A 20,960-nucleotide genomic window follows, 5' to 3' on the forward strand; every position below is an offset into this window, starting at 1 on the left:
TTCAGGCTGCCATTGCTTTCATTTACATCCCGTAATCAATAGTTAGGATGCATGGCCCGATTGCATTTCTTCATTTTTAATTTTGTCAAAAGTTGAGCCACTCGCTTGTGTATTTCCTCGCTCAAGCGAACTGGCGTGCCAGTAGGGTTTCCCGATTTAGCAAACTTTTCAAGACGAATTTTGAATTTTGAATTGCCCAGGCGTGCTAAACCATTCAAGAAATATGCTTAATATAAGTTTTGCACTCCCCACGACCGCAAGCCAGATGTTTGGGCAAAAGACAATTCGACCGCTTACTGCTGCTACCCTGTGTGGCATTACTTTCATCAAAGATAGGCTACTTGCCATTGACAGTATTAAAGGCCATCTACTGGAGATTGATCCCACCTCTGACAACAGCAAAATTCTCAATCCCCATCAAGTTAAAGAATTTACTGATGTCACTGGTCTAGCTGCATGGGAAGATACCCTATGGGTGAGCCGAGAAAATAGTGTTTACTTGTGCAAGCTCAATGCTTTGGGTCTAGAACATTTTGTAACATTGCCTTATCCCGCTGATGGCGTTGCTGTTTGGGAAACAGCAGTTTATGTAAGTTGCCAAAGGCTGGGCTACATTCTGGTTTTTGACCGCGAAACGCGAAAAGAGATTACCAGATTTTATGCTCCTGGAGTTGGCATAGAGAATTTGGCAGTCAACCAAGAAATGCTATGGATTTGCGATCGCACCGAACAATCAGTTTACGCGATGGACAGAGCAACGGGTGAACTGCAATTCAGCGTTCTGACACCCTTTGAATGTCCTACAGGTATTGCAATCCATAAAAATGACGAAACAGGTAAAGAAAGTATTTACGTTGCCTACGCCTCAGAGGAGCCTTATATTCGGGATAATCCCAATGCTGATCCGAGTCATGAGCTAACGTTCCGCGATCGCACTTTTATTCATCCCCTGTATTATCATTACCAGCCAGATAAGTGCTATGCCCTCTCTAATGGCTATCTCATTGAAATGTCTTATGCTGAGGAAATTGCACCCTTAGACGAGGTTTATTTACCTGACGTGGAATGGCGTATCGCCCTACCATCCGAAACTGAGCGTCAAAAGGTGAAACACGTTGAAGCCATTGGTATACCCTTTACCGAAGAAGTGATAGAGGGGCAACGTGTAGCAGTATTTAAATTTGATTCTCTTACCCCAGGAGAACGGCATATATTTGGCTGGAAAGCACTTTTGGAAGTTCGAGGCATTAAGTATCGCATCACACCCAGAGATGTGGAAGACGTTCCTGAACTGTCTCCAGAATTGCAAACACGCTACCTAGTGGATGATGACGATTTAGCAATGGATACTACCATTGTTCGCCGTGCCGCCAGAGAAGCGATTGGTTCTGAAACCAATGTGCTGCGGAAAATGTACAGCATCCGCAACTACGTTTACGATCAATTATCTTACGGTATTAAACCTTACATTGACACGCCAGATATAGTTTTAGAACGGGGTGTTGGTTCCTGTGGCGAATATGTCGGTGTCTTACTTGCCCTAGCCCGTTTAAATGGCATCCCCTGCCGTACCGTAGGTAGGTACAAATGTCCTCCCCATAGTGACTTACTAGGAGTGCCACTACAACCCGACTTTAATCATGTTTGGCTGGAGTTCTACGTCCCAAATTTTGGTTGGTTGCCAATGGAATCAAATCCTGACGATGTGGGTGAAGGTGGGCCTTATCCGACGCGCTTTTTTATGGGCTTATGCTGGTATCACATTGAAATTGGCAAAGGTATCACCTTTGAAACCGTTACAAGTCAAGGTGCGCGGCTAACCAAAGAAGATGTCCCTATCGGTGATTTGGCCATAAATCATATCCGGTTTACAATTCTTAAAGAATTACCACCTTTTTAAATTTCTTCGATTTATTTACCCAAATTATGCTTTTTAATTAGCTCCTGTTTTTCAGGATTATTGAGCCAGTCTTTTAGAGCCTCAGCGATATGATCGCTGAGGTTTTTATCTGCTTTTTAGGCTATGTTGATTTAGTGGTTTTTCCTATTCATCAACCATGAAGACAACATTTTAGATTCAGACTAAGGGTATGAATGATTGGAAATCTCTGAATGACTTCTCTGACAAACAATATACACAGCAGCAAAACTTCTCGCTGGCTTTTCTGCTGCGGATGATCAATGGTATATCTGACCCCATTTTTCTTAAAAACGACCAACATCAGTGGATACTACTTAACGATGCCTTTTGTAATTTCATCGGGTATAGCCGAGAAGAATTAATTGGTAAGTCTGACTATGATGTTTTTTCCAAAGCGGAAGCTGATGTGTTTTGGGAAAAAGATGAACTAGTTTTTACTACAGAGATAACTCATGAAAACGAGGAATTATTTACAGATTCCGATGGCGCAACACACTGTATCCTGACCAAAAAATATTTGTTTAAGGATGATTTAGGTAATCGTTTCTTAGTTGGGATTATTCGTGATTTAACAGAGCAAAAGCAGGTAGAAGCTGCCTTGCGCCGTAGTAATGCTGTACTTAAACAAGCGGAAGCAGACCTACGACAGCAAACACAAGAACTAGAAACAGCATTATCCAAACTACAAAATACCCAAACTCAGTTAATTCAAAGCGAAAAAATGTCCAGTTTGGGTCAACTAGTTGCAGGTGTGGCACATGAAATCAACAACCCAGTTAGCTTTATTTACGGCAATATTAGCCCAGCGGATGAATACACCAAAAGTTTATTTTCACTGTTAGAACTCTACCAAAAACATTATCCCCAACCAGTCAAGGCAATTCACGAGTTTACAAATCTAATTGAACTAGACTTCTTAAGGTCAGACTTACCCAAATTATTCCAATCGATGATGATGGGAGCAGAGCGGATTCGAGAGATTGTGCTTTCCCTGCGGACTTTTTCACGCGTAGATGAAGCTGAAATGAAACGGGTTGATATCCATGAGGGAATTGATAGTACGATGATGATTATCCAAAGCCGCTTCAAGGCTACTGACCAGCGCCCGAAAATTGAGGTGATCAAAGAATATGGCAACCTCCCCTTGGTTGAATGTTATGCTGGGCAGTTAAACCAAGTATTTATGAATATTTTAGTGAATGCGATCGATGCTTTAGAAGATTCATCGGTTATATCTCGGTGGTCAACAAAGAAACGACTAAAAACGGATAATCCCCGAATTTATATTCGCACCAAATTACTAACACCAAATCAAGTCACAATTGGCATTGCTGACAACGGACTCGGAATACCAGAAGATGCTAAAAAGCAACTATTTGATCCCTTTTTTACGACCAAGCCCGTTGGACAAGGTACGGGTATGGGGCTGGCTATTAGTCACCAAATTATCACAGAAAGACATGGCGGCTCTTTAGAATGCATTTCGCAACCAGGAGTTGGTACTGAGTTTATCATTCGCATTCCCCTCATTCAACAACGTCAAATTTCTAACGCCTAATATTAACTCTTAAACTGGGCAGTGGATACGACTGATGTTGCTTAAAATCGGCAAACTCACAGATTGAGTTAAATGGACAAAAGCGGCAGTGAGAACCAGGATTAGGGGGGAAAATTTTACTGAAATTACTGCTTTGTTCCTGATATTTTTGTAAATCGTGTTGGTGCTTGTGAGCAATGTTCGCTAACTCAAATTTTAATGATTCCAATTCACTATTATTAATGCTAATTAACTCAGACTTTTTACATATTTCTAAATTATAAAATGATGCCACAGCTTCTCGCCCAGGGTAAAGATAGCGAGCTGCTAATAAATAAACTAATGCCTGTCGTTGATCAAAAGCCGACTTACCAGTTTTGAAATCCAAAATATGTAAAGTGCTATCAGACTCAATGAAAACGCAGTCCATAGCCGCATATAAGCGAAAACAATAATCCTCTTGTTCAACTACTATCGGTTTAGGAAAGCCTTCATCGCCTGGAGTTAATTGGATAATATCTTTATCCAAAAGCAACGGAGCATCGTGATATTTTTTCAAAATTTGCAGCACGCGTTGCTGGACTTGATCGCTTGAGTTGGCTAATTTAAGTAGCTGTGCAACTCTTTCTACACCATCTGCTTGCTTCAACAGATGCCTGTGATGATGAAACTCATAAACGCCTTTTTGGGCGAGTATCCCAATCCGCTGGGGTGCGGTGGCTTGCGCTAACAGCGCCTTGACTTGTGGTTCGTGTTGCCGTGCTTTGATAAACCCCCGTCTCATCTGGCAATGCCAGCGTTCTTGCCCGGTTGCTGGGGCAACTAGAGACCAAAGGTGATAACTGGCAAAAGGTCGATCGGGGGTTGACATTGCTCAGAAACAGTGAGAGAAAATACGGTGGGGAGAAGTTTAAGCTAAGGCTTCCTTAGAAAAGAACTTCGGAGGATACTTGCTGCTACACACGCTTTGCGGGAAGCTTTTAATAGTACTGATAATGTACGGGAGCAAGTGGCAAAAATGAGCGCTAGTAGCAATTCCAGCAAGATAAAATTTGGTACCGATGGATGGCGAGGGATTATTGCCGATGACTTTACTTTCCCAAATGTACGGAAAGTAACAAGGGCAATCGCCACTTACTTAGAAACAGCCTACACAAAAGATAGACCAGTACTTATTGCCTACGATACTCGCTTTTTAGCTGACCAGTTTGCCCAAACAGCGGCCCAAGTCCTAGCAGACTTAGGTTGGACTGTGAAAATTACTGACCGGGATTGCCCCACACCAGTAATTGCCTACAACGCCCGTCACCTAAATTCCGCAGGGGCGTTAATGTTTACTGCTAGTCATAATCCAGCACCTTACTGTGGAATTAAATATATACCCGATTATGCTGGGCCTGCCACTCCAGAGATTACTGATACTATTGTGGCAAATATAGAAAGTGCATCTGATGAGTTGCCTGGAAGCAATCCATCAGGTTCAATTTCAATTTTCGATCCGAAACCTGATTACCTGAAATTTATCTACACTCTACTTGATGTAGAAAAGATCAGAAGCGCTAATTTAAAGGTAAAGTACGATGCTTTGTATTCTACCTCTCGCGGATATTTAGATGAAGTTTTGCAACATAGTGGCGTTCAGCTAGAAAGTTTCCACGATTGGCGGGATGTTTTATTTGGGGGTGGAATGCCAGAACCCAAAGGAGAACAATTAGTTGAATTAGTGGAAGCAGTACTTCGAGATCAAGCTGATTTGGGCTTGGCGACGGATGGAGATAGCGATCGCTTTGGTATCGTTGATGAACAAGGAAACGTCCTGACTCCGAATACTGTGCTGCTACTTCTAGCACGTCATTTAATCAAAAACAAAGGTAAAACTGGCGCTATTGTCCGCACTGTGGCGACAACCCACCTGCTGGATAATTTTGCTGCTAAAAATGGGCTGCAAATTTACGAAACAGCAGTTGGTTTTAAATACATCGGCGAAAAAATGCGCGAAACTGATGTGTTAATTGGCGGAGAAGAATCAGGCGGATTGAGTATTATCGGACATATTCCCGAAAAAGACGGGGTTTTAGCCGATATGCTGGTGGCAGAAGCGATCGCTTATGAAGGCAAACCGCTAAGTCAACTTGTCAAAGAAGCGATCGCTGAAGCCGATGGCCCACTTTACAACAACCGCCTAGACTTGCACCTCACAGAAGCCCATAAAACCGCCGTCATCGACTCCTTTACCAAAAATCCACCTACAGAGGTAGCAGGAATTAAAGTCAAGGAGGTGGGGCGTAAAGACGGTATTAAGCTCTATTTAGAAGAAGGTAGCTGGGTTTTATTGCGTCCTTCCGGTACAGAACCACTGGTGCGCGTCTACCTAGAAACCAACACTCCCGAAAAACTCACCCAAATCGCCCAAGAGTTAGAGAGTGCCATTGCTAAACTAGAGGCATAATAATCAAGAATTAGGAGTTAGGAGTTAGGAGTTAAGAGTTGTAAATTAACAATTCTTAACCTCTAACTCCTTTTAAAAGTTATGAGTGATGAGTTCTAAATTAATAACTCCTAACTTCTCAATCGCGTCTCTCCTCACTTCGATCAAAGTATGAAAACTCTCGCTCCTTTTTTGACATCTCTAGTTGTGGCGGTTTGGGTAATAGCGATCGCAATTATTTCAGTCCAAAATGCCACACCCGTATCGTTAAAATTCTTAACATTCCAATCAATTCAGATACCAATGGGTTTAGTGCTAGCTTTTAGTGCCGGTATCGGGTTAATTGGTATGGCACTGCTGCAACCTCTGTGGGGACTTGCTGGTTTTGGGCAGGGTAATTCTCGATTGGAAGACGATGCGGAATTTTTTGTCGATGATGAAGACTTTTGAGAGTTGAATAGCTGTGCAGTATCAAAACATTATTACAATCGAACCAGGAAAACGAGGTGTAAGCCTTGTATTCGAGGAATGCGAATTACTGTATACGATGTTTTATCTTATCTTGCTTCTGGGATGACCTACGAGGAAGTGCTTGATGACTTTCCTTATTTGACACAAGAGGATATTTTGGCTTGCCTAAGCTATGCGGCTGATCGAGAACGGCAAATGCTGACAATGCAAAAGCTTTTGACAAAAATCCAAATTTGGGAGTTTTGACACTGTATTAAATTTAAAAACTATGGAAGCTGAGTATGATTTTAGCCAGGGCAAGCGGGGAGCGATTGAATCAACATCAACAGGCAAAACTCGAATTACAATTTGCCTAGATGATGAAGTACTAGGATGGTTTCGTGACCAAGTTCACGCAGCAGGTGGAGGAAATTACCAAACTTTGATTAACGATGCCTTGCGTGAGTACATTCAGCAGCGCCGTGAACCGTTAGAAGATACATTACGGCGAGTATTGCGAGAAGAACTTGAGCGTATTGGAAAATAAGGATATTTTGGCTTCGGTAAGATCGAGAACGGCTATGAGCGCAACTTATAAAGCAGATTTTAATTTGTGGATTGAGCAGACAGCCCAACTATTGCGATCGCATCACTGGCATGAAATTGATGTAGAACATCTGATTGAAGAGGTTGAAGGCTTGGGCAAAAGTGAAAGGCGGGCTATTGCCAGTCAACTAACTCGCTTACTCTTGCATCTGCTCAAGTGGCAATATCAACCCCAGCGTCGCTCAGATAGTTGGCTCGATTCGATTGCTGATTCTCGCACCCAAATTGAGTTAGCAATAGAAGATAGTCCTAGTCTTAAGAGCTATCCTACAGAGCAACTTGAGGAAAGTTATCAAAGGGCACGTCGCCAAGCAGCCAAGCAAACGGGGATACAAATTTCTGTGTTTCCAGAAGAGTGCCCATATTTTTTAGAGTTAGTGTTGGATGAAGACTGGCTACCGGAAGCAAGCGATATTTAATAACTTTAATTTGTAACTGTGTGGCTAGTGGCGCTAATCTGGATAACGCTTTGACGTGTGGAAAACCCGAAGAATTTCTACTGACTCTTCTTTGACTCGATAAATAACAATATATGGCGTACCAGAAACTACTAGCTCCCTTGTACCTTCTATACGTCCAGTTCGCCCCATAAAAGGATAATTCTCAAGTTGACTGGCAGCAAGTTGAATCTTCAATATCACTTCCTGCGCTGCTTGTGGATTCTCTTTCAGGATGTAGCTATGTGCTTGTTCCAAATTACGAAGCGCACGACGCAGCCACTTAATCTGCATTGGTGAGCCTTGCAAAAGTCGCTTTTACTTCTTCATCACTGGCAAAGTCTCCAGCATCCGCTTCAGCAATTCCCTTTTGAATCTCCTCAATTTGCCACTGATACATTTCTAGATAAGTGGCTACCGCCTCATTAAGTACGTAGCTGCGATCGCGATTCATTCCTGCTGCGATCGCGTCAAGTGCAGCCTTCTGATTGCTATCTATCCGAAACGTAATATTTTCTTTGCTCATCGTCTTGTGAAAGTTGTCTTGCAACATATTATATTGCAATATATCGCAATGCAACATGATTATAGTGGCGATCGCTATTTTCTCAAAGAGTTTGTAGCCTGTAAGCCTTGCAATACATGAAAAAGGCCTACGTTGGCAGGCTTTTTTAGAAGGTTTTGGGAGAGCGATCGCACTCTTATAAAATTAAAACGTCCATTCGTGGTCTGGATCATCTAGGGCGGCGCGAACAGAAGCTAAGTTAGCAAGGTCTTTGAAAGGGCTTGATTTAGCTATTTCTGTGATTGAGTTTAAGGTAAGCGCTAGTTGTTCATTATTGCCGGATGCGATCGCATTATCAACGACAGCAAACAAAGCGCGAAAGTTTTCTGCACGTTCATCAAAAGAGCGATCTAGATACGCCATCAGCAACTCTCGCTGGGCGTTAATCTTGGTGATTGTTTCATTTTCCCAAGCTTCAATCTCTCGTCTGTTGAACTGTTCCTGTTCGGCAATTCTTTTATACTTAATATAGGCTGAAACCATTTGCTGTAGGCATTCAGCAGGATTTATGTTTGCGAGTGCAAAAGCACCTATTTTCTGTACTGACATACTTAATATCCTCCCATAGTACGATACTTTGCTTGGATAGTCGTGCTTGTAGGATTCAGATACCCTTCACTGTCTAAAACAGGAGTTTTCATGATTTCTGCAAGTGCATGCCTTCAGCACCTTTTAGCGCTCCGAAGGCTCCAGTAGCCAAAGTAGCAGCACCCAAAATCAGTGGAATCATGAAATACTCCTGATGTGATTAGTATTTGGTTAGTACTTGTCTACGGGTTGAACATAATAAAAAAGCATCACCTTATACTTATTTTTCTCGGAGATACCAACTAATGAACATTCAGAAGATGTAAATTTGATACTGCGATTAATGCAGTTGTCAATCCTTTTCGTGTTGAGTGCGATCGCACAGGGGCCAAAATCTCAATGCAATGGACAAGCGATGTCTACGACGGGCTACGCCTACGCACTCGGCTTGACGCTAGAATATTAGTCGCAATCTTGTAGAGATGATTGGCGATGAAAATTAAAGCAGTTGATTTTCCCGGTGTCACTGGTATATTGAGTCCATGAAGTTTGAGTGGGATGAGCGTAAAAACCAAAGCAACATCACAAAGCATGGTTTCGACTTTGCTGATGCTTTCCGCATCTTTAATCTACCCATGCTTGTCTACCTAGATGAACGAGAGGACTATGGAGAGGAACGGTATCTCGGCATTGGACTACTTGATGGTCGAATTGTAGTAGTTATTTACACCGAGCCAAGTGAAGAAATGGTTCGGATCATCTCATTAAGAAAGGCACTATCTCATGAACGAAAACGCTATGAACAATACCTCAAGAACCGATTGGGTTAGAGTCGATGCAATGAATGACGAAGACATCGATACCTCAGATATTCCACCCTTGTCAGAAGAATTTTTTGCTAAAGCACAATTGCGAATGCCCAAGTCAGGTCTAACAATAACAGTTAAGGTAGATCCTGAAACTTTTGCTTGGTTCAAAGAGCAGGGAGAGACTGCGGAACAGCAGATGGCTGTAGCATTAAAGATTTATGCAGAAGCACACAAAGCTTATCCAGGGTCTGAGGCGAAGTCAACCTAATACAATACTAAATTGGATGTCTTTAATAATAACTTCAGTGCAGCAAACAAGCGATGTATACGATGGTAACTGAGCTTGTCGAAGTGCGGGCTACGCCTACGCACTCAGCTTGACGCTAGAATATTAGTCGCAATCTTGTGGAGATGATTGGTAATGAAAATTAAAGCAGTTATCTGGCAAGAAGACGGTGTGTGGTGTGCTTCTGTACCTGCCCTACCAGGATGCCACACTTGGGGAGACAGCTATGAACATTTGTTAGAGATGCTGCAAGATGCAGTTCAAGGTTGGTTGGAAGTTGCTAGCGAACGAGAAGAACTTGACCCGGAGAAAGAGTTGGTTGAAATATCGCTATGAAAGCGGTTTCAGGTAAAGCACTTTGTAAAATTTTGGAACGGCAGGGTTGGGAATTGAAACGGATTACTGGCAGTCATCATATCTACATAAAAGAAGGTGTTGATGTAATCCTCTCCGTTCCGGTTCATAGTAATCGAGATTTACCGACTGGAACTTTGAAAAGCATTATGAAAGATGCTGGACTTACCGAAGAAGATTTGGACTAAAAGCGATCGCAATTATCCAAAGTTCACATACATAACAGCACCTAAGTTATACCAATTATGTATGAAGATACACATAATAATACCCCCCTGTAGTCCCCCCTTGGCAAGGGGGGACGGCGATAGCCGGGGGGTGAATTTATATGCAGCTTCACAAAAAAATAGTATTAGCAATTTTGGGTTAGTTGTAGCTTCAAGTAATCAATGAATTCCAGAATTTCTGTATCAGTGAGTTGTAGACGCGATCGCTTGCCATATTTCTGCTGCAAATAATCCCTTCCCTGCTCTGGAGTCCAATTTAACTGGGCTAAATATGTGTCACTTTGAGCTATCAAAACTGCATGAATTTCTGATGCTGTTGTATTAGCACATATTTGGATTTCATCTTGATGTAAATTTTGAATACAATTAATTTTTAAACTTACTTTTTGTCCTAAAGCTTGCCAGTCAATTTCCCTGTGTCCATTCCAACTAACACCTATAGAACGATAAGTGATTGGATTATAAATTGCACAAAATACAATTGTTCTCTCTCCAGGACTGACTGCGATCGTCAATGGATGATGCAATTGTTCAGAAGTCAAGGCATCAAGCGAAAGCAGCAAACTTTTAGAGAAGTAAGATTCACTTCCTGAGCGGATAACATAAGGTTTATCTGCCAGAATATGCAAATCAGTTTTTTCTGCTTCTCCATGTGAAGTTTCCACTTTTTTGTTAATTTCTATCCCTGTAATCACCCCAGTCAAGGCTCTTTCATAAATTGGGATTTGTCTTGTATCGTCGGATAGCATATACCAGCAGTGATCCGATTCTTTGCTGACAAAGACATATTGAGGTTTTGGGACTGCTCCAAATCCTAATTTAACTTCCATATTTTTGATGCAGGTTTTGGTAAATATATTTATTGAGCAACAAGCCATGACGATTTGCACCATCAAGCAATGAGTTGCTTTATAGATATAATTCCCTAGCCAGGAAGCTAATTAACATTAAGGCAGCAAAAATCACAAAATTTGGTGCATCTAAGACAAAGTTTCTGGATCAACACCTAGCGCATTCAACCTTTCAATTAACATTTTTACTTTTTGTTCTGCTTCCACCCGTCGCTGTTCTTCAAAAGCTGCGCGTTCTTCCGCTTCTCTAATGCGTTCTTCTGGTGTCAGCAATCTTTGCCCTTCTTCGTCATACCAGTACAGCCACTCCCGCACTATACCTTGATAAATTCCCCGTTCTCGCCCAATTCCTAAACCGATTTCTGGTAGCCAAACAGGATTTCCTGACATTAAGATATATTCCCCCTCAACTAGGCGATACACTTCCAAAGGTGTCTTTTTACGCCGAAGGGGACTATATACAACGTAGTACAAAATTCCTAATTCTTTAGCATAGAATTCTTTCTTGATGTTATATTCTTCCCGATATATTTGGGAAACAACTTCTAGTGCTAAAATTGGCAGTTGCTTTTCTTCCCACAGCACATAACTTAGGCGTAAATCTTCATCAACGAAGCGTTTAACTCCTAAGCTGAGAAATCCATCAGGGACAATAGCTGATTTTTCTGGGTCATAATAAATACCCATATCAACACCAAAGAACCAATCCCAGCGATCGCACCAAACTAAAGCTAGTGTCGTTTTCAGCAAGCCGGGAATTAAATTTTGGACTTCATTATCCACAGGGGTGTCATTAGAGTCCGGTAGTTCTTCGGAAGATGGCAAACAATGGAGCGGATTGTAGTTTAACATGAGCGGTTTTGCCAAATCTGATTCTAGATAGATTGTAGGTAATCTATTGATGTGCGATCGCATATCAAAAATCAAAAACCATTTTTAGCCTAGGCGTAGCCCGTCGTATACATCGACTTATGTCTTTTATCTCAGTATGAAAATACTTATAAGTGTCAAATCTTTACATTAAACTCGTGGTTTTTCGGTACTGACTATCAGAGTGTCTAACTGACAATAGCAAAAAAGGGTGGAATATTGTTCAACTAGAACATTCCAGAAGTCGCAAAGTATTCAATTTCATGGTGAATTTGGTAGCTGGGCTGATTACCTATACCTACCAGGAGAAAAAGTTTTCTCTCAACCTGGACTCCGAAAATGTGGCGCAGCTGGAACTTAGCTAATTTTTAGCCCGATTTTTGAATCGTACTTAAGTATCAGATATGTCACCACAGATCCATTCACGAATTTTAATCAAACACTTTTTAACGGTTTTTTTGCCGTTGTCAACATTAGTTGGGGGTGTTATCGCGACTATCTACTACCAACAGGTACAAACTGAGAAAGTTGTATTAAAAACTAATGAACTCGGTAAGGTAGATTTACAAACCAAAGTAATCAGCGGAGATTTTCATTCTGTCGTCTCAGATTTGATGGTTATCTCTAAACAAAACGAGCTAGAAAGAATTTTAGAGGGAGTGAATGGACAACAACAGGCACTTTCCCAAGAATTTTTATTATTTTCTGGATATAAAAAACTTTACGACCAAATTCGCTTTTTGGATCAATCAGGTAAGGAAGTTGTCAGAGTCAACTTTAACCAGGGTGAACCAGCAATTGTCCCCGAAGAAAAACTGCAAGTTCAAGCCAAGCGCTACTGGTTTAATGACACTTTGCGGTTAAACCAAGGACAAGTATTTGTCTCTCCCCTTGACCTCAATATCGAACGAGGTCAGGTTGAACAACCCTTGAAGCCAATGATCCGCTTTGGTACTCCCGTTTTTGATAGCCGTGGGCAGAAACGAGGCGTTGTAGTGTTAAATTATTTCGGCGCAAAACTACTGGACAATTTTAATCAAGCTTTTGCTAACGCTTCTAGCCAGGGAATGCTACTGAATGCCGATGGTTACTGGTTAAAAGGGGCGAAATCTGAGGATGAATGGGGATTTATGTTTCCCGGTCGCAAAAACCGCACTTTTGGCAAAGCTTTTCCCCAAGCATGGCAGGAAATTTCTCAAAAAGAATCAGGACAATTCCAAACTGCTGAGGGAATGTTTACTTTTACCACAGTCTATCCACTTGTGGAAGGTCAAAAATCTAGTACGGGAACAGGACAAGCTTTTGCACCAAGCCAACATCAAATTGATACTAAATCCTATCACTGGAAGATTGTCTCATGGGTATCGCCAGAGGCGTTGACGACCAAATCAAACCGATTCTTGAGTCAATTGCTACTGCTATATGCTGGTTTAATAGGACTAATTGGCATTGGTTCTTGGCTACTAGCAAGAGCTAGTGTCAATCGTCAGATGGCCCAGCTAGAGTTAAAACAGTCTGAAGTCCAATTGCGAGAGCTAGTTGAGCGGGAGAAAATTCTTAAAACTCGTCTATCTAGTCAAATTCGTAACTCGCTGGATCTAAATACGATTTTGAGTACAGTAGTAGTTGAAGTTCGGGAACTGCTACAGATTGATCGATGCCAGTTTTTTTGGTGTCATCAAGAAAATGAATCTACTAGCTTTGAACTGAGTCAGCAAGCTTGCGCTCCCGACTTAACAGAACCTTTAGGCTGTTCTCCTATCCAGAATGTGGAAGCGCTGAGTGAAGCTGTCATACAAGGGAATTTGCTTTGCTTTGATGACATTGCAACAGATTCGTGGCTTGATTTCAAGAGTCGGAATTTACTAGTGACATTGGGCTTTAAGTCTCTACTAATAGTTTCAATTCAAACTCAGTCGGGTTGCTTGGGTGTGATTGTCTGCGAACATACTAGAGCGCTTCGTCCCTGGAGTGACGATGAGGTTGAACTGATTCGAGGTGTGGCTGACCAGTTAGCGATCGCTATTGACCAAGCGCAATTGTATAATCAAAGCCGCGCTGCTACTGCTGCTGCTACTACTCAGGCAGAACAAATCAACCAAGTTCTGCACAATCTCAAACAGACTCAAGCTCAACTGATTCAAACTGAAAAAATGTCGAGTTTAGGTCAATTAGTGGCTGGAGTAGCTCACGAAATCAATAACCCAGTTAACTTTATCTACGGCAACCTGATCCATGTCAATGAATATACACTGGGCTTATTGGAACTAGTAGAACTCTATCAAAAGTCCAATGCTCATTCAACACCTGAAGTAGAAGCTCATATAGAAGCGATCGACCTTGAATTTATGGCTGAGGATCTACCTAAAATCCTAACTTCAATGAAAATGGGAGCTAATCGCATTCGTGAAATAGTTCTATCCTTGCGGAATTTTTCTCGACTTGACGAAGCGGAGATGAAGCCTGTCAACATTCATGAAGGTATTGATAGCACACTACTGATTTTACAAAATCGCTTCAAACAAACGTCTGGAAATGCCGGAATTGAAATAGTCAAAGAATATGGTGATATCCCTTTAGTCGAGTGCTATGCCGGACAACTCAATCAGGTATTTATGAATCTGATCGGTAATGCCATTGATGCCCTGGATAGTTATAACAGTAAGCGAACTTTTGAGGAGATAGAAGCTAAACCTAGCCAGATTGTAATTAGTACTCAGTTACGCGACTTAGATCGCATAACTGTAAAAATTGCAGATAATGGCTCTGGCATGACCGAAGTAGTTAAGCAAAGATTATTTGACCCTTTCTTTACCACAAAACCCGCAGGTAAAGGCACAGGATTAGGATTGGCAATTAGCGCTCAGATAATCACAGAAAAACACAATGGAGCTATTTGGTGTATTTCAGAACCAGGACAGGGAGCAGAATTTTGGGTTGAGATTCCGATTTCTCAAAGTAGTACACTAGCTACTACAAGTACTGCTACTCTATCTAGAATTTGATGCCACTCTGGGCAAATGACATGACTAATGTTAACGACCGCGCTGATTTTGATAGTCCTTGGAAAGAAATCATAGAAGCTTATTTTCCCCAAGCAATGCATTTCTTTTTTCCAGAAACTTCTGCATTAATTGATTGGGAACGCCCATACGAGTTTCTAGATAAAGAATTCCAACAAATAGCTCGTGAAGCTGAACAGGGTAAGAGATATGCCGATCAACTAGTCAAAGTTTGGCAAACCCAAGGAGAAGAACTTTGGTTATTAATCCATGTTGAAATTCAGGCACAAAAAGAAGATAACTTTAGTAAGCGGATGTTTACCTACAACTTTCGCATATTTGACCGCTTTGATCAACCAGCAATAAGCCTTGCAATTCTCTGTGATTCAAACCACGAATGGCGACCAAGCAATTACAGTTACAATTATCCCAATACACGCTTAAATTTTGAATTTGGTAGTGTTAAACTTTTGGATTATGAAAATCGCTTTCACGAGTTAGAAAATAGCGATAATCCATTTGCAACTGTTGTCATGGCGCATTTGAAAACGCAGCAGACACGCTCATCACCAGAACAACGCAAAATATGGAAATTTAGCTTAATTCGCAGACTATATGATTTGGGCTTACAAGAGCAGGATATTCGTAATCTGTATCGATTTATCGATTGGGTTATGATATTACCAAAGGCATTAGAAAATCAGTTTTGGGAAGAGTTTAAACAATTTGAGCAGGAGCGAACCATGAGATATGTAACTACAGGTGAGCGCATCGGCTACGAGCGTGGGGAACAAGAAGGTGAACAACGACTTATTTTAAGGTTACTACAAAGACGAGTGGGAGAATTATCACCAGAATTGCAAAAACGCATCCAATCTCTTTCTTTAAATCAATTAGAAACCCTTGGCGAAGCTTTGTTAGATTTTACTGCTATGGAAGATTTACTTAACTGGTTGCAAACAAATCAATCAGCTTAAAATCTATTTTTATGAAAATTCACCTACCCTATACAGGATTTTTTAAATCAGTTCGATGATTTATTTTTTACTTTGCCCCATAAAAAGTTACGAATGAGTAACAAAAAGGGCAAGTATAAAACCTGCCCTCAAAGCAATCAATATTAAAACTAAACTAGCGATCGCAACTTAATTACCAATTTGGGGCGCACTCAAAGAAACCTTTAGTGTGTCATCTTTTTGCTGTGCTAAAGTCGGCACGGAATCACGCAATCTTGCCGTCAATTGTACAGTTGTAGCGTCGTACATCTGAGTCAGCAATTTTGGATAGAAACCAATACCAATAATTGGAATTAACAAACAGGCAATGATAAATACTTCACGGGGTTCAGCATCTATCAAAGCTTGATGAGAAACTAATTCCTCGTTCTCTTTACCGTAGAAAATTTCTCGCAACATCGACAGCAGATAAATCGGAGTTAAAATCACTCCCACTGCCATCAAGAACACCACGATAACTTTGAAGGTAGAGCTATAAGCATCGCTAGTAGCAAAGCCGACAAATACCATTAATTCTGCCACGAAACCGCTCATCCCTGGCAATGCCAAAGAAGCCATTGAACAGGTAGTGAACATGGCGAAAATCTTCGGCATTCTCTTAGCGACACCGCCCATTTCATCCAGCATCAGGGTGTGGGTGCGATCGTAAGTTGCGCCAACCAGGAAGAACAAACTCGCCCCAATTAACCCGTGGGAAACCATTTGCAATACTGCCCCACTCAATCCCAAATCGGTGAAGGAGGCAATACCAATCATCACAAAGCCCATGTGAGAAATTGAGGAGTAGGCAATTTTTCGTTTGAGGTTTCGCTGGGCAAAGGATGTCAAGGCAGCGTAGATGATATTAACTACCCCCAAAACTACCAATACTGGCGCAAAATAAGCGTGAGCATCGGGGAGCATTTGGGCATTCATCCGAACTAAGGCATAACCGCCCATTTTCAGCAGAATACCTGCTAATAACATGTGTACGGGGGCTGTAGCTTCACCGTGGGCATCAGGTAGCCAGGTGTGCAAGGGAATAATCGGCAACTTGACAGCGTAGGCAATCAGGAAGCCAGCATAGAGGGCAAGTTGGAAATTCAGGGCAAAATCTTTTAAGGCGATCGCTCTCATGTCGAATGTCACCGTATCGCCGTAAAATCCCATTGTCAGGGCAGACAGCAAAATAAACAGCGAACCGCCGGCTGTGTATAAAATAAATTTGGTCGCTGCATATTGCCGCCTTTTGCCTCCCCAAATCGACAGCAGAAAGTATATCGGCACCAGTTCGAGTTCCCACACCAGGAAAAACAACAGCATATCCTGGACAGCGAACACGGCAATCTGACCGCCATACATCGCCAAAATCAAGAAGTAAAAGAGCTTGGGCTTGAAGGTAACAGGCCAAGCTGCTAAAATCGCCAGCGTCGTAATGAATCCAGTCAAAATAATTAGGGGCATGGATAAGCCATCTGCCCCTACTGACCAATTCAAACCCAATTGTGGTACCCAAGGGTAACTTTCCACCAACTGCAAATCTGGATTGGAGAAATCATACCCAGTATAAAAAGCATAAACAATTAGTGCAAAATCTATCAGCCCCACGATGAGGGAGTACCAGCGCACTGTTTTGCCTTCTTTGTCAGGGATGATGGGAAGAAGTAGCGATGCGGCTATCGGAAACAGAATAATCGTCGTCAGCCACGGAAAATTAGCTATATTCATCACAATTAGTCTGCTATCAAAATCATGTTTGGCAAAAAGTCACTAGTTATTAAGTAACAGCTTTTTGGGGATTTCGTCTTCCTCGTTAGGTTGATTTAATTAAATTGGCAATCCCCGGTTTCTGCTGTTGGGAGTCTCTTTTGACCTTTAGGCGTGCGGAATGTGGGTTGTGATACTCCCAGTCAAGTCAAAAATTTACCCTAAAAAAGTTGGTAAAATTCTAATTTAGGGGTGCGATGTCTACGATAAGCCGCTCCGCGTCTATGCGTAGCCCAACCCTAAAAATGCAAAATGCTGTTTGGTGGTTGTTGAAAAAAGCGATTTAGTGCAAAAAAGCATAGCAGGAGAAATAACACTATGATAATCGCACAAATTGAAAGTCATTTTTCCGGCTTTAGAGCTTTGGGACTACAGTAGGCGATTTGATTGAGTTTTTTTAGTAAAATAGACAGGGAAAGTTGATAAGGGAAATTCGATTATGTCATCTCCAGCGATCGCTACTGTAATTAAGATGATGGAATCTTTATCTGAAGATGTGCAAGAGAAAGTTGCAGAACATCTCCGAGAGTACCTAGAAGATTTGCAAGATGAATTGAAATGGAATAAATCATTTAACAAAACTCAACAACAACTGATTGCATCTGCCCAATCTGCTAAAAGAGAGATTTTGCAAAGCTTACCTTGAGCGATCGCGGAGCTTAACTCATCGCTAAAAATACACGATGCTGTTTGCTGATTGTTGGAAAAAGCGATTTGGTGGAAAAAAAGTATCACAGTAGAAGTAGCCATAATGATAATCGCACAAATTGAAAGTCAGATTCGTGACATAAATTAGCTAGTGTGCCTAACTCATCCTACGATTACTAATGCTGATTATCTTGTATGTTACAACAGTGTAATAACTAGATACTTAGCATCTCCAAAATATGGCACTCAAAAAAGTTCGTCATTCTCACATCTCTGCCGAAACCCCTGAAGCACTTTTCCGAGATATTAAAAATAAACAATCTAAAGGACTGATTTCTCACCAAGCTGACTTACTTAGAGATTACTGCAAGCCAGAAATTCTCAATCTACCAAATGTTGCCTTACAACTTCCAACAGGTAGTGGTAAGACACCAGTCGGGCTTCTGATTGGAGAATGGCGACGTTGCCGTTTTAATGAAAAAGTAGTGTATCTATGCCCTACTCGTCAGCTTGTTAATCAGGTAGTTGAGCAATCATTAACTATTTTTGGGATAAAAGCAAATGCCTTTACAGGTAGACAGGCTGAATATACTCCTACTATCAAGGCTGAGTATACCAATGCCGAAACTATTGCTGTCACAACTTATAGTGGTTTATTTAATACAAATACTTTCTTTAACAACGCCGAAATAATAATTCTTGATGATGCTCATTCTGCTGAAAATTACATAGCAAAATATTGGTCTATTTCAATTGAGCGAAATAATCCTACACATAGCACTCTTTTTAAAGCTTTAGTTTCGGCTATGCGTGGGATCGTTCTAAATGAACACTACTCCAGGTTGATTTCTGACTCTCCTGATTTAGGAGATATTCAATGGGTTGAAAAGATACCTACTCCATTCTTGTATGAAAGACTTGAAGAAATAACTAGAATACTAGATGTACATATTAAGGATATAAACGACTTACAGTATTCTTGGTCTGTTCTAAGAGATCACTTATTTTCATGCCATATATACAGCAGCTATCACTCTATATTAATTCGTCCTGTTTTACCACCTACTCGTACTCATCAACCATTTTATAATCCTAAACAACGTATATATATGTCTGCTACATTAGGAGAAGGAGGAGAACTAGAAAGGCTCGCAGGTATAGAAAAAATAGTTCGTTTACCAGTTCCAGAGGGATGGGATAAACAGGGTATTGGTCGTCGATTTTTCTTTTTTCCAGAAAGGTTTCTTGATGAACAAGCTGCACTCAATCTTGCTGTAGATATGATCAAAGAAACACCAAGAACTCTCGTCCTTGTCCCGAATGATTCTACTGTAAATAAACTTGGAGAACAGATATCTACAGCAACTAATTATAAAATATTTAATGCTAATGAAATTGAGCAGTCAAAGCAGACTTTTATATCTGAGTCAGAAGCAGTAGCTATAGTTGCAAACCCAGAAGTGTTGAACGGTAAGAAAAATCCGATAAAAATAGCCCAAAATATGGTATTTTTGGGCGAAGGCTTAAACTATATTAGTTTGATTGTGATTATAAATTCATTTCCCAAAATTGTCAAAGATATCTTGAAAAGCCTGCCAAAAAATGATTATCCAGTATTGAATAGTCGTCTATTCTTTGAGTGCTGGCTATCCTATGCTCTGGATAATAGCTTAACAAGTATGCGAGATTTATTTAAGAGATTAAACAATACAGGATTTGAGGTAGATATTTCTACTTTTTCTAAAGCAAATTTACATCGAAGCCAAAAACAATTTCAAGGAATTTACCAAAAAATTAAATGAATTAGTACAGAAGAAAATTCACAAAAAATTACACGATAAATATGCTATTTGTCCTATTGATTCAACAATTATTACCCTGACAAGTAAATTGTTATGGGTTTTGGGTCATCATCAAGTCAAACTTTTTAGTTCTTTGAATTTAGCTACAGGTAGCCCAGAAGATAACTTGATCAATTTTGGACATGATCATGATTATAAATTTGGTTCCAAGATGATGTCTAGTCTCCCAACTAATGCTGTAGGGGTAATGGATAGAGGCTTTGCGGGATTAAAATTCATTCAAGAATTGGTACAAGAAAACAAATATTTTGTTTTGCGGATTAAAAACAATTTCGTTACTAGAATTTGAGGATGCAACTGGATTAGTCAAAGTAGGTGCATCTGATGAGGCTATTGCCTATAGAGTCATTAATTTTTTGTGATTTAGAAACGAAAACTGAGTTCCGCTTAGTGACTAATTTACCAAAGTCGGGAGATGCAGCTGTTAATGATGATGAAATTAGGGATATTTATCGATTACGTTGGGGAGTTGAACTCTTGTGGAAGTTTTTAAAGATGCACTTAAAACTTGACAAATTAATTACCAAAAACGTCAACGGTATCACCATACAAATTTACGTTAGTTTAATAGCTTATCTGATTTTACAGCTTTTATCTATTCCCGCACAATGGGGACATACACTATTAGATAAATTCCGCTATTTGCAATCTTGTATGTGTCAGAAAATCAGCTATGTTCATTGGTTTGAGGAGATGATGTTATGTTGACTAATTTAGCCTTTTTAGAGTTAGTGCAACTATCTATGTAAAGTTTTGTATCAGCATTCAACATTTCTGTTGCAAACCGATATGATGGCATTGATTTAGGAGGCGATGA

21 protein-coding genes and 3 pseudogenes are annotated in these 20,960 nt (G+C 40.7%); 17 read left to right on the forward strand and 7 right to left on the reverse strand.

Translation table 11 applies throughout. The annotated features are described in order from the left end of the window. Window positions 1-223: 223 nt before the first annotated feature. Window positions 224-1,900 (forward strand): transglutaminase-like domain-containing protein, encoded by a 1,677-nt coding sequence (locus tag HUN01_RS30985; protein WP_181929373.1) that lies wholly within the window; start codon window positions 224-226, stop codon window positions 1,898-1,900. 190 nt (window positions 1,901-2,090) lie between these two features. Next, window positions 2,091-3,479: a PAS domain-containing sensor histidine kinase gene (locus HUN01_RS30990; RefSeq protein ID WP_181929374.1), complete on the forward strand. Its 1,389-nt coding sequence runs from the start codon at window positions 2,091-2,093 to the stop codon at window positions 3,477-3,479. Here HUN01_RS30990 and HUN01_RS30995 read toward each other — a convergent pair. Next, a complete protein-coding gene (locus HUN01_RS30995; protein WP_181929375.1) occupies window positions 3,469-4,329 on the reverse strand; it encodes a PD-(D/E)XK nuclease family protein in 861 nt (286 codons plus the stop codon). The genes HUN01_RS30990 and HUN01_RS30995 overlap by 11 nt on opposite strands. A 147-nt stretch (window positions 4,330-4,476) precedes the next feature. Between HUN01_RS30995 and HUN01_RS31000 the strand changes: the two genes are divergently transcribed. The 5 genes and pseudogenes from HUN01_RS31000 (at window position 4,477) to HUN01_RS31020 (ending at window position 7,361) form a co-directional block, all read left to right on the forward strand. Further along, a complete protein-coding gene (locus HUN01_RS31000; RefSeq protein ID WP_181929376.1) occupies window positions 4,477-5,907 on the forward strand; it encodes a phosphoglucomutase/phosphomannomutase family protein in 1,431 nt (476 codons plus the stop codon). 150 nt (window positions 5,908-6,057) lie between these two features. Continuing rightward, a complete protein-coding gene (locus tag HUN01_RS31005; RefSeq protein WP_181929377.1) occupies window positions 6,058-6,336 on the forward strand; it encodes a LapA family protein in 279 nt (92 codons plus the stop codon). 13 nt (window positions 6,337-6,349) lie between these two features. After that, a pseudogene (locus tag HUN01_RS31010) lies at window positions 6,350-6,603 on the forward strand (DUF433 domain-containing protein). Window positions 6,604-6,625: 22 nt separating this feature from the next. Next, entirely contained in the window at window positions 6,626-6,883 is a 258-nt protein-coding gene (locus HUN01_RS31015; protein WP_181929378.1) for a BrnA antitoxin family protein, read from the forward strand. A 34-nt stretch (window positions 6,884-6,917) separates the two neighbouring features. Further along, window positions 6,918-7,361 carry a DUF29 domain-containing protein gene (locus HUN01_RS31020; protein WP_181929379.1) on the forward strand — a complete coding sequence of 148 codons (444 nt, stop codon included), beginning with the start codon at window positions 6,918-6,920 and terminating at the stop codon, window positions 7,359-7,361. A gap of 33 nt (window positions 7,362-7,394) precedes the next feature. Here HUN01_RS31020 and HUN01_RS31025 read toward each other — a convergent pair whose 3' ends face one another. From HUN01_RS31025 to HUN01_RS31035, 3 genes are all read right to left on the reverse strand, one after another. Then, entirely contained in the window at window positions 7,395-7,673 is a 279-nt protein-coding gene (locus HUN01_RS31025; RefSeq protein WP_181929380.1) for a type II toxin-antitoxin system RelE/ParE family toxin, read from the reverse strand. Then, the gene (locus tag HUN01_RS31030; protein ID WP_238845768.1) at window positions 7,663-7,932 is read right to left on the reverse strand and encodes a CopG family ribbon-helix-helix protein; all 270 of its coding nucleotides are present in this window, start codon (window positions 7,930-7,932) and stop codon (window positions 7,663-7,665) included. Before HUN01_RS31030 ends, HUN01_RS31025 begins: the two co-directional genes overlap by 11 nt. A 156-nt stretch (window positions 7,933-8,088) precedes the next feature. Then, complete coding sequence (locus HUN01_RS31035) at window positions 8,089-8,493, reverse strand: hypothetical protein (protein ID WP_181929381.1); 405 nt, start codon at window positions 8,491-8,493, stop codon at window positions 8,089-8,091. A gap of 322 nt (window positions 8,494-8,815) precedes the next feature. Between HUN01_RS31035 and HUN01_RS36285 the strand changes: the two genes are divergently transcribed. The 5 genes from HUN01_RS36285 (at window position 8,816) to HUN01_RS31055 (ending at window position 10,109) form a co-directional block, all read left to right on the forward strand. Next, entirely contained in the window at window positions 8,816-8,938 is a 123-nt protein-coding gene (locus tag HUN01_RS36285; RefSeq protein WP_257798036.1) for a hypothetical protein, read from the forward strand. 76 nt (window positions 8,939-9,014) lie between these two features. Next, window positions 9,015-9,302 carry a BrnT family toxin gene (locus HUN01_RS31040; protein WP_181929382.1) on the forward strand — a complete coding sequence of 96 codons (288 nt, stop codon included), beginning with the start codon at window positions 9,015-9,017 and terminating at the stop codon, window positions 9,300-9,302. Continuing rightward, complete coding sequence (locus tag HUN01_RS31045) at window positions 9,256-9,549, forward strand: BrnA antitoxin family protein (RefSeq protein WP_238845770.1); 294 nt, start codon at window positions 9,256-9,258, stop codon at window positions 9,547-9,549. The genes HUN01_RS31040 and HUN01_RS31045 overlap by 47 nt, the downstream gene beginning before the upstream one ends. A 153-nt stretch (window positions 9,550-9,702) precedes the next feature. Beyond that, window positions 9,703-9,903 (forward strand): type II toxin-antitoxin system HicB family antitoxin, encoded by a 201-nt coding sequence (locus HUN01_RS31050; protein ID WP_181929383.1) that lies wholly within the window; start codon window positions 9,703-9,705, stop codon window positions 9,901-9,903. After that, the gene (locus tag HUN01_RS31055) at window positions 9,900-10,109 is read left to right on the forward strand and encodes a type II toxin-antitoxin system HicA family toxin (protein WP_181929384.1); all 210 of its coding nucleotides are present in this window, start codon (window positions 9,900-9,902) and stop codon (window positions 10,107-10,109) included. Before HUN01_RS31050 ends, HUN01_RS31055 begins: the two co-directional genes overlap by 4 nt. Before the next feature lie 164 nt (window positions 10,110-10,273). Here the strand turns inward: HUN01_RS31055 and HUN01_RS31060 are convergent, their stop codons facing one another. Beyond that, window positions 10,274-10,978 carry a hypothetical protein gene (locus tag HUN01_RS31060; protein WP_181929385.1) on the reverse strand — a complete coding sequence of 235 codons (705 nt, stop codon included), beginning with the start codon at window positions 10,976-10,978 and terminating at the stop codon, window positions 10,274-10,276. A gap of 150 nt (window positions 10,979-11,128) precedes the next feature. Further along, window positions 11,129-11,851: a Uma2 family endonuclease gene (locus HUN01_RS31065; RefSeq protein ID WP_181932894.1), complete on the reverse strand. Its 723-nt coding sequence runs from the start codon at window positions 11,849-11,851 to the stop codon at window positions 11,129-11,131. 422 nt (window positions 11,852-12,273) lie between these two features. Between HUN01_RS31065 and HUN01_RS31070 the strand changes: the two genes are divergently transcribed. Further along, window positions 12,274-14,874, forward strand: coding sequence for an ATP-binding protein (locus HUN01_RS31070; protein WP_181929386.1), 2,601 nt, complete (start codon window positions 12,274-12,276; stop codon window positions 14,872-14,874). Between the two features lie 20 nt (window positions 14,875-14,894). Further along, entirely contained in the window at window positions 14,895-15,848 is a 954-nt protein-coding gene (locus HUN01_RS31075) for a DUF4351 domain-containing protein (protein WP_181929387.1), read from the forward strand. 168 nt (window positions 15,849-16,016) lie between these two features. Here the strand turns inward: HUN01_RS31075 and HUN01_RS31080 are convergent, their stop codons facing one another. Beyond that, complete coding sequence (locus HUN01_RS31080) at window positions 16,017-17,594, reverse strand: NAD(P)H-quinone oxidoreductase subunit 4 (RefSeq protein ID WP_181929388.1); 1,578 nt, start codon at window positions 17,592-17,594, stop codon at window positions 16,017-16,019. A 478-nt stretch (window positions 17,595-18,072) separates the two neighbouring features. On the opposite strand from HUN01_RS31080, the gene HUN01_RS31085 reads away from it, so the two are divergent. The 3 genes and pseudogenes from HUN01_RS31085 to HUN01_RS31095 all read left to right on the forward strand — a co-directional run bounded on the left by HUN01_RS31085 (window position 18,073) and on the right by HUN01_RS31095 (window position 20,851). Then, on the forward strand, window positions 18,073-18,279 hold the full coding sequence (locus HUN01_RS31085) for a hypothetical protein (RefSeq protein ID WP_181929389.1): 207 nt from the start codon (window positions 18,073-18,075) through the stop codon (window positions 18,277-18,279). 241 nt (window positions 18,280-18,520) lie between these two features. Continuing rightward, window positions 18,521-18,946, forward strand: a pseudogene (locus HUN01_RS31090) (DEAD/DEAH box helicase); the annotation flags it as partial. A gap of 879 nt (window positions 18,947-19,825) precedes the next feature. Next, window positions 19,826-20,851, forward strand: a pseudogene (locus HUN01_RS31095) (IS4 family transposase). Window positions 20,852-20,960: the final 109 nt, after the last annotated feature.

Origin of the sequence: Nostoc edaphicum CCNP1411, from assembly GCF_014023275.1 — a bacterium.
Classification (GTDB): Bacteria; Cyanobacteriota; Cyanobacteriia; order Cyanobacteriales; family Nostocaceae; genus Nostoc; species Nostoc edaphicum_A.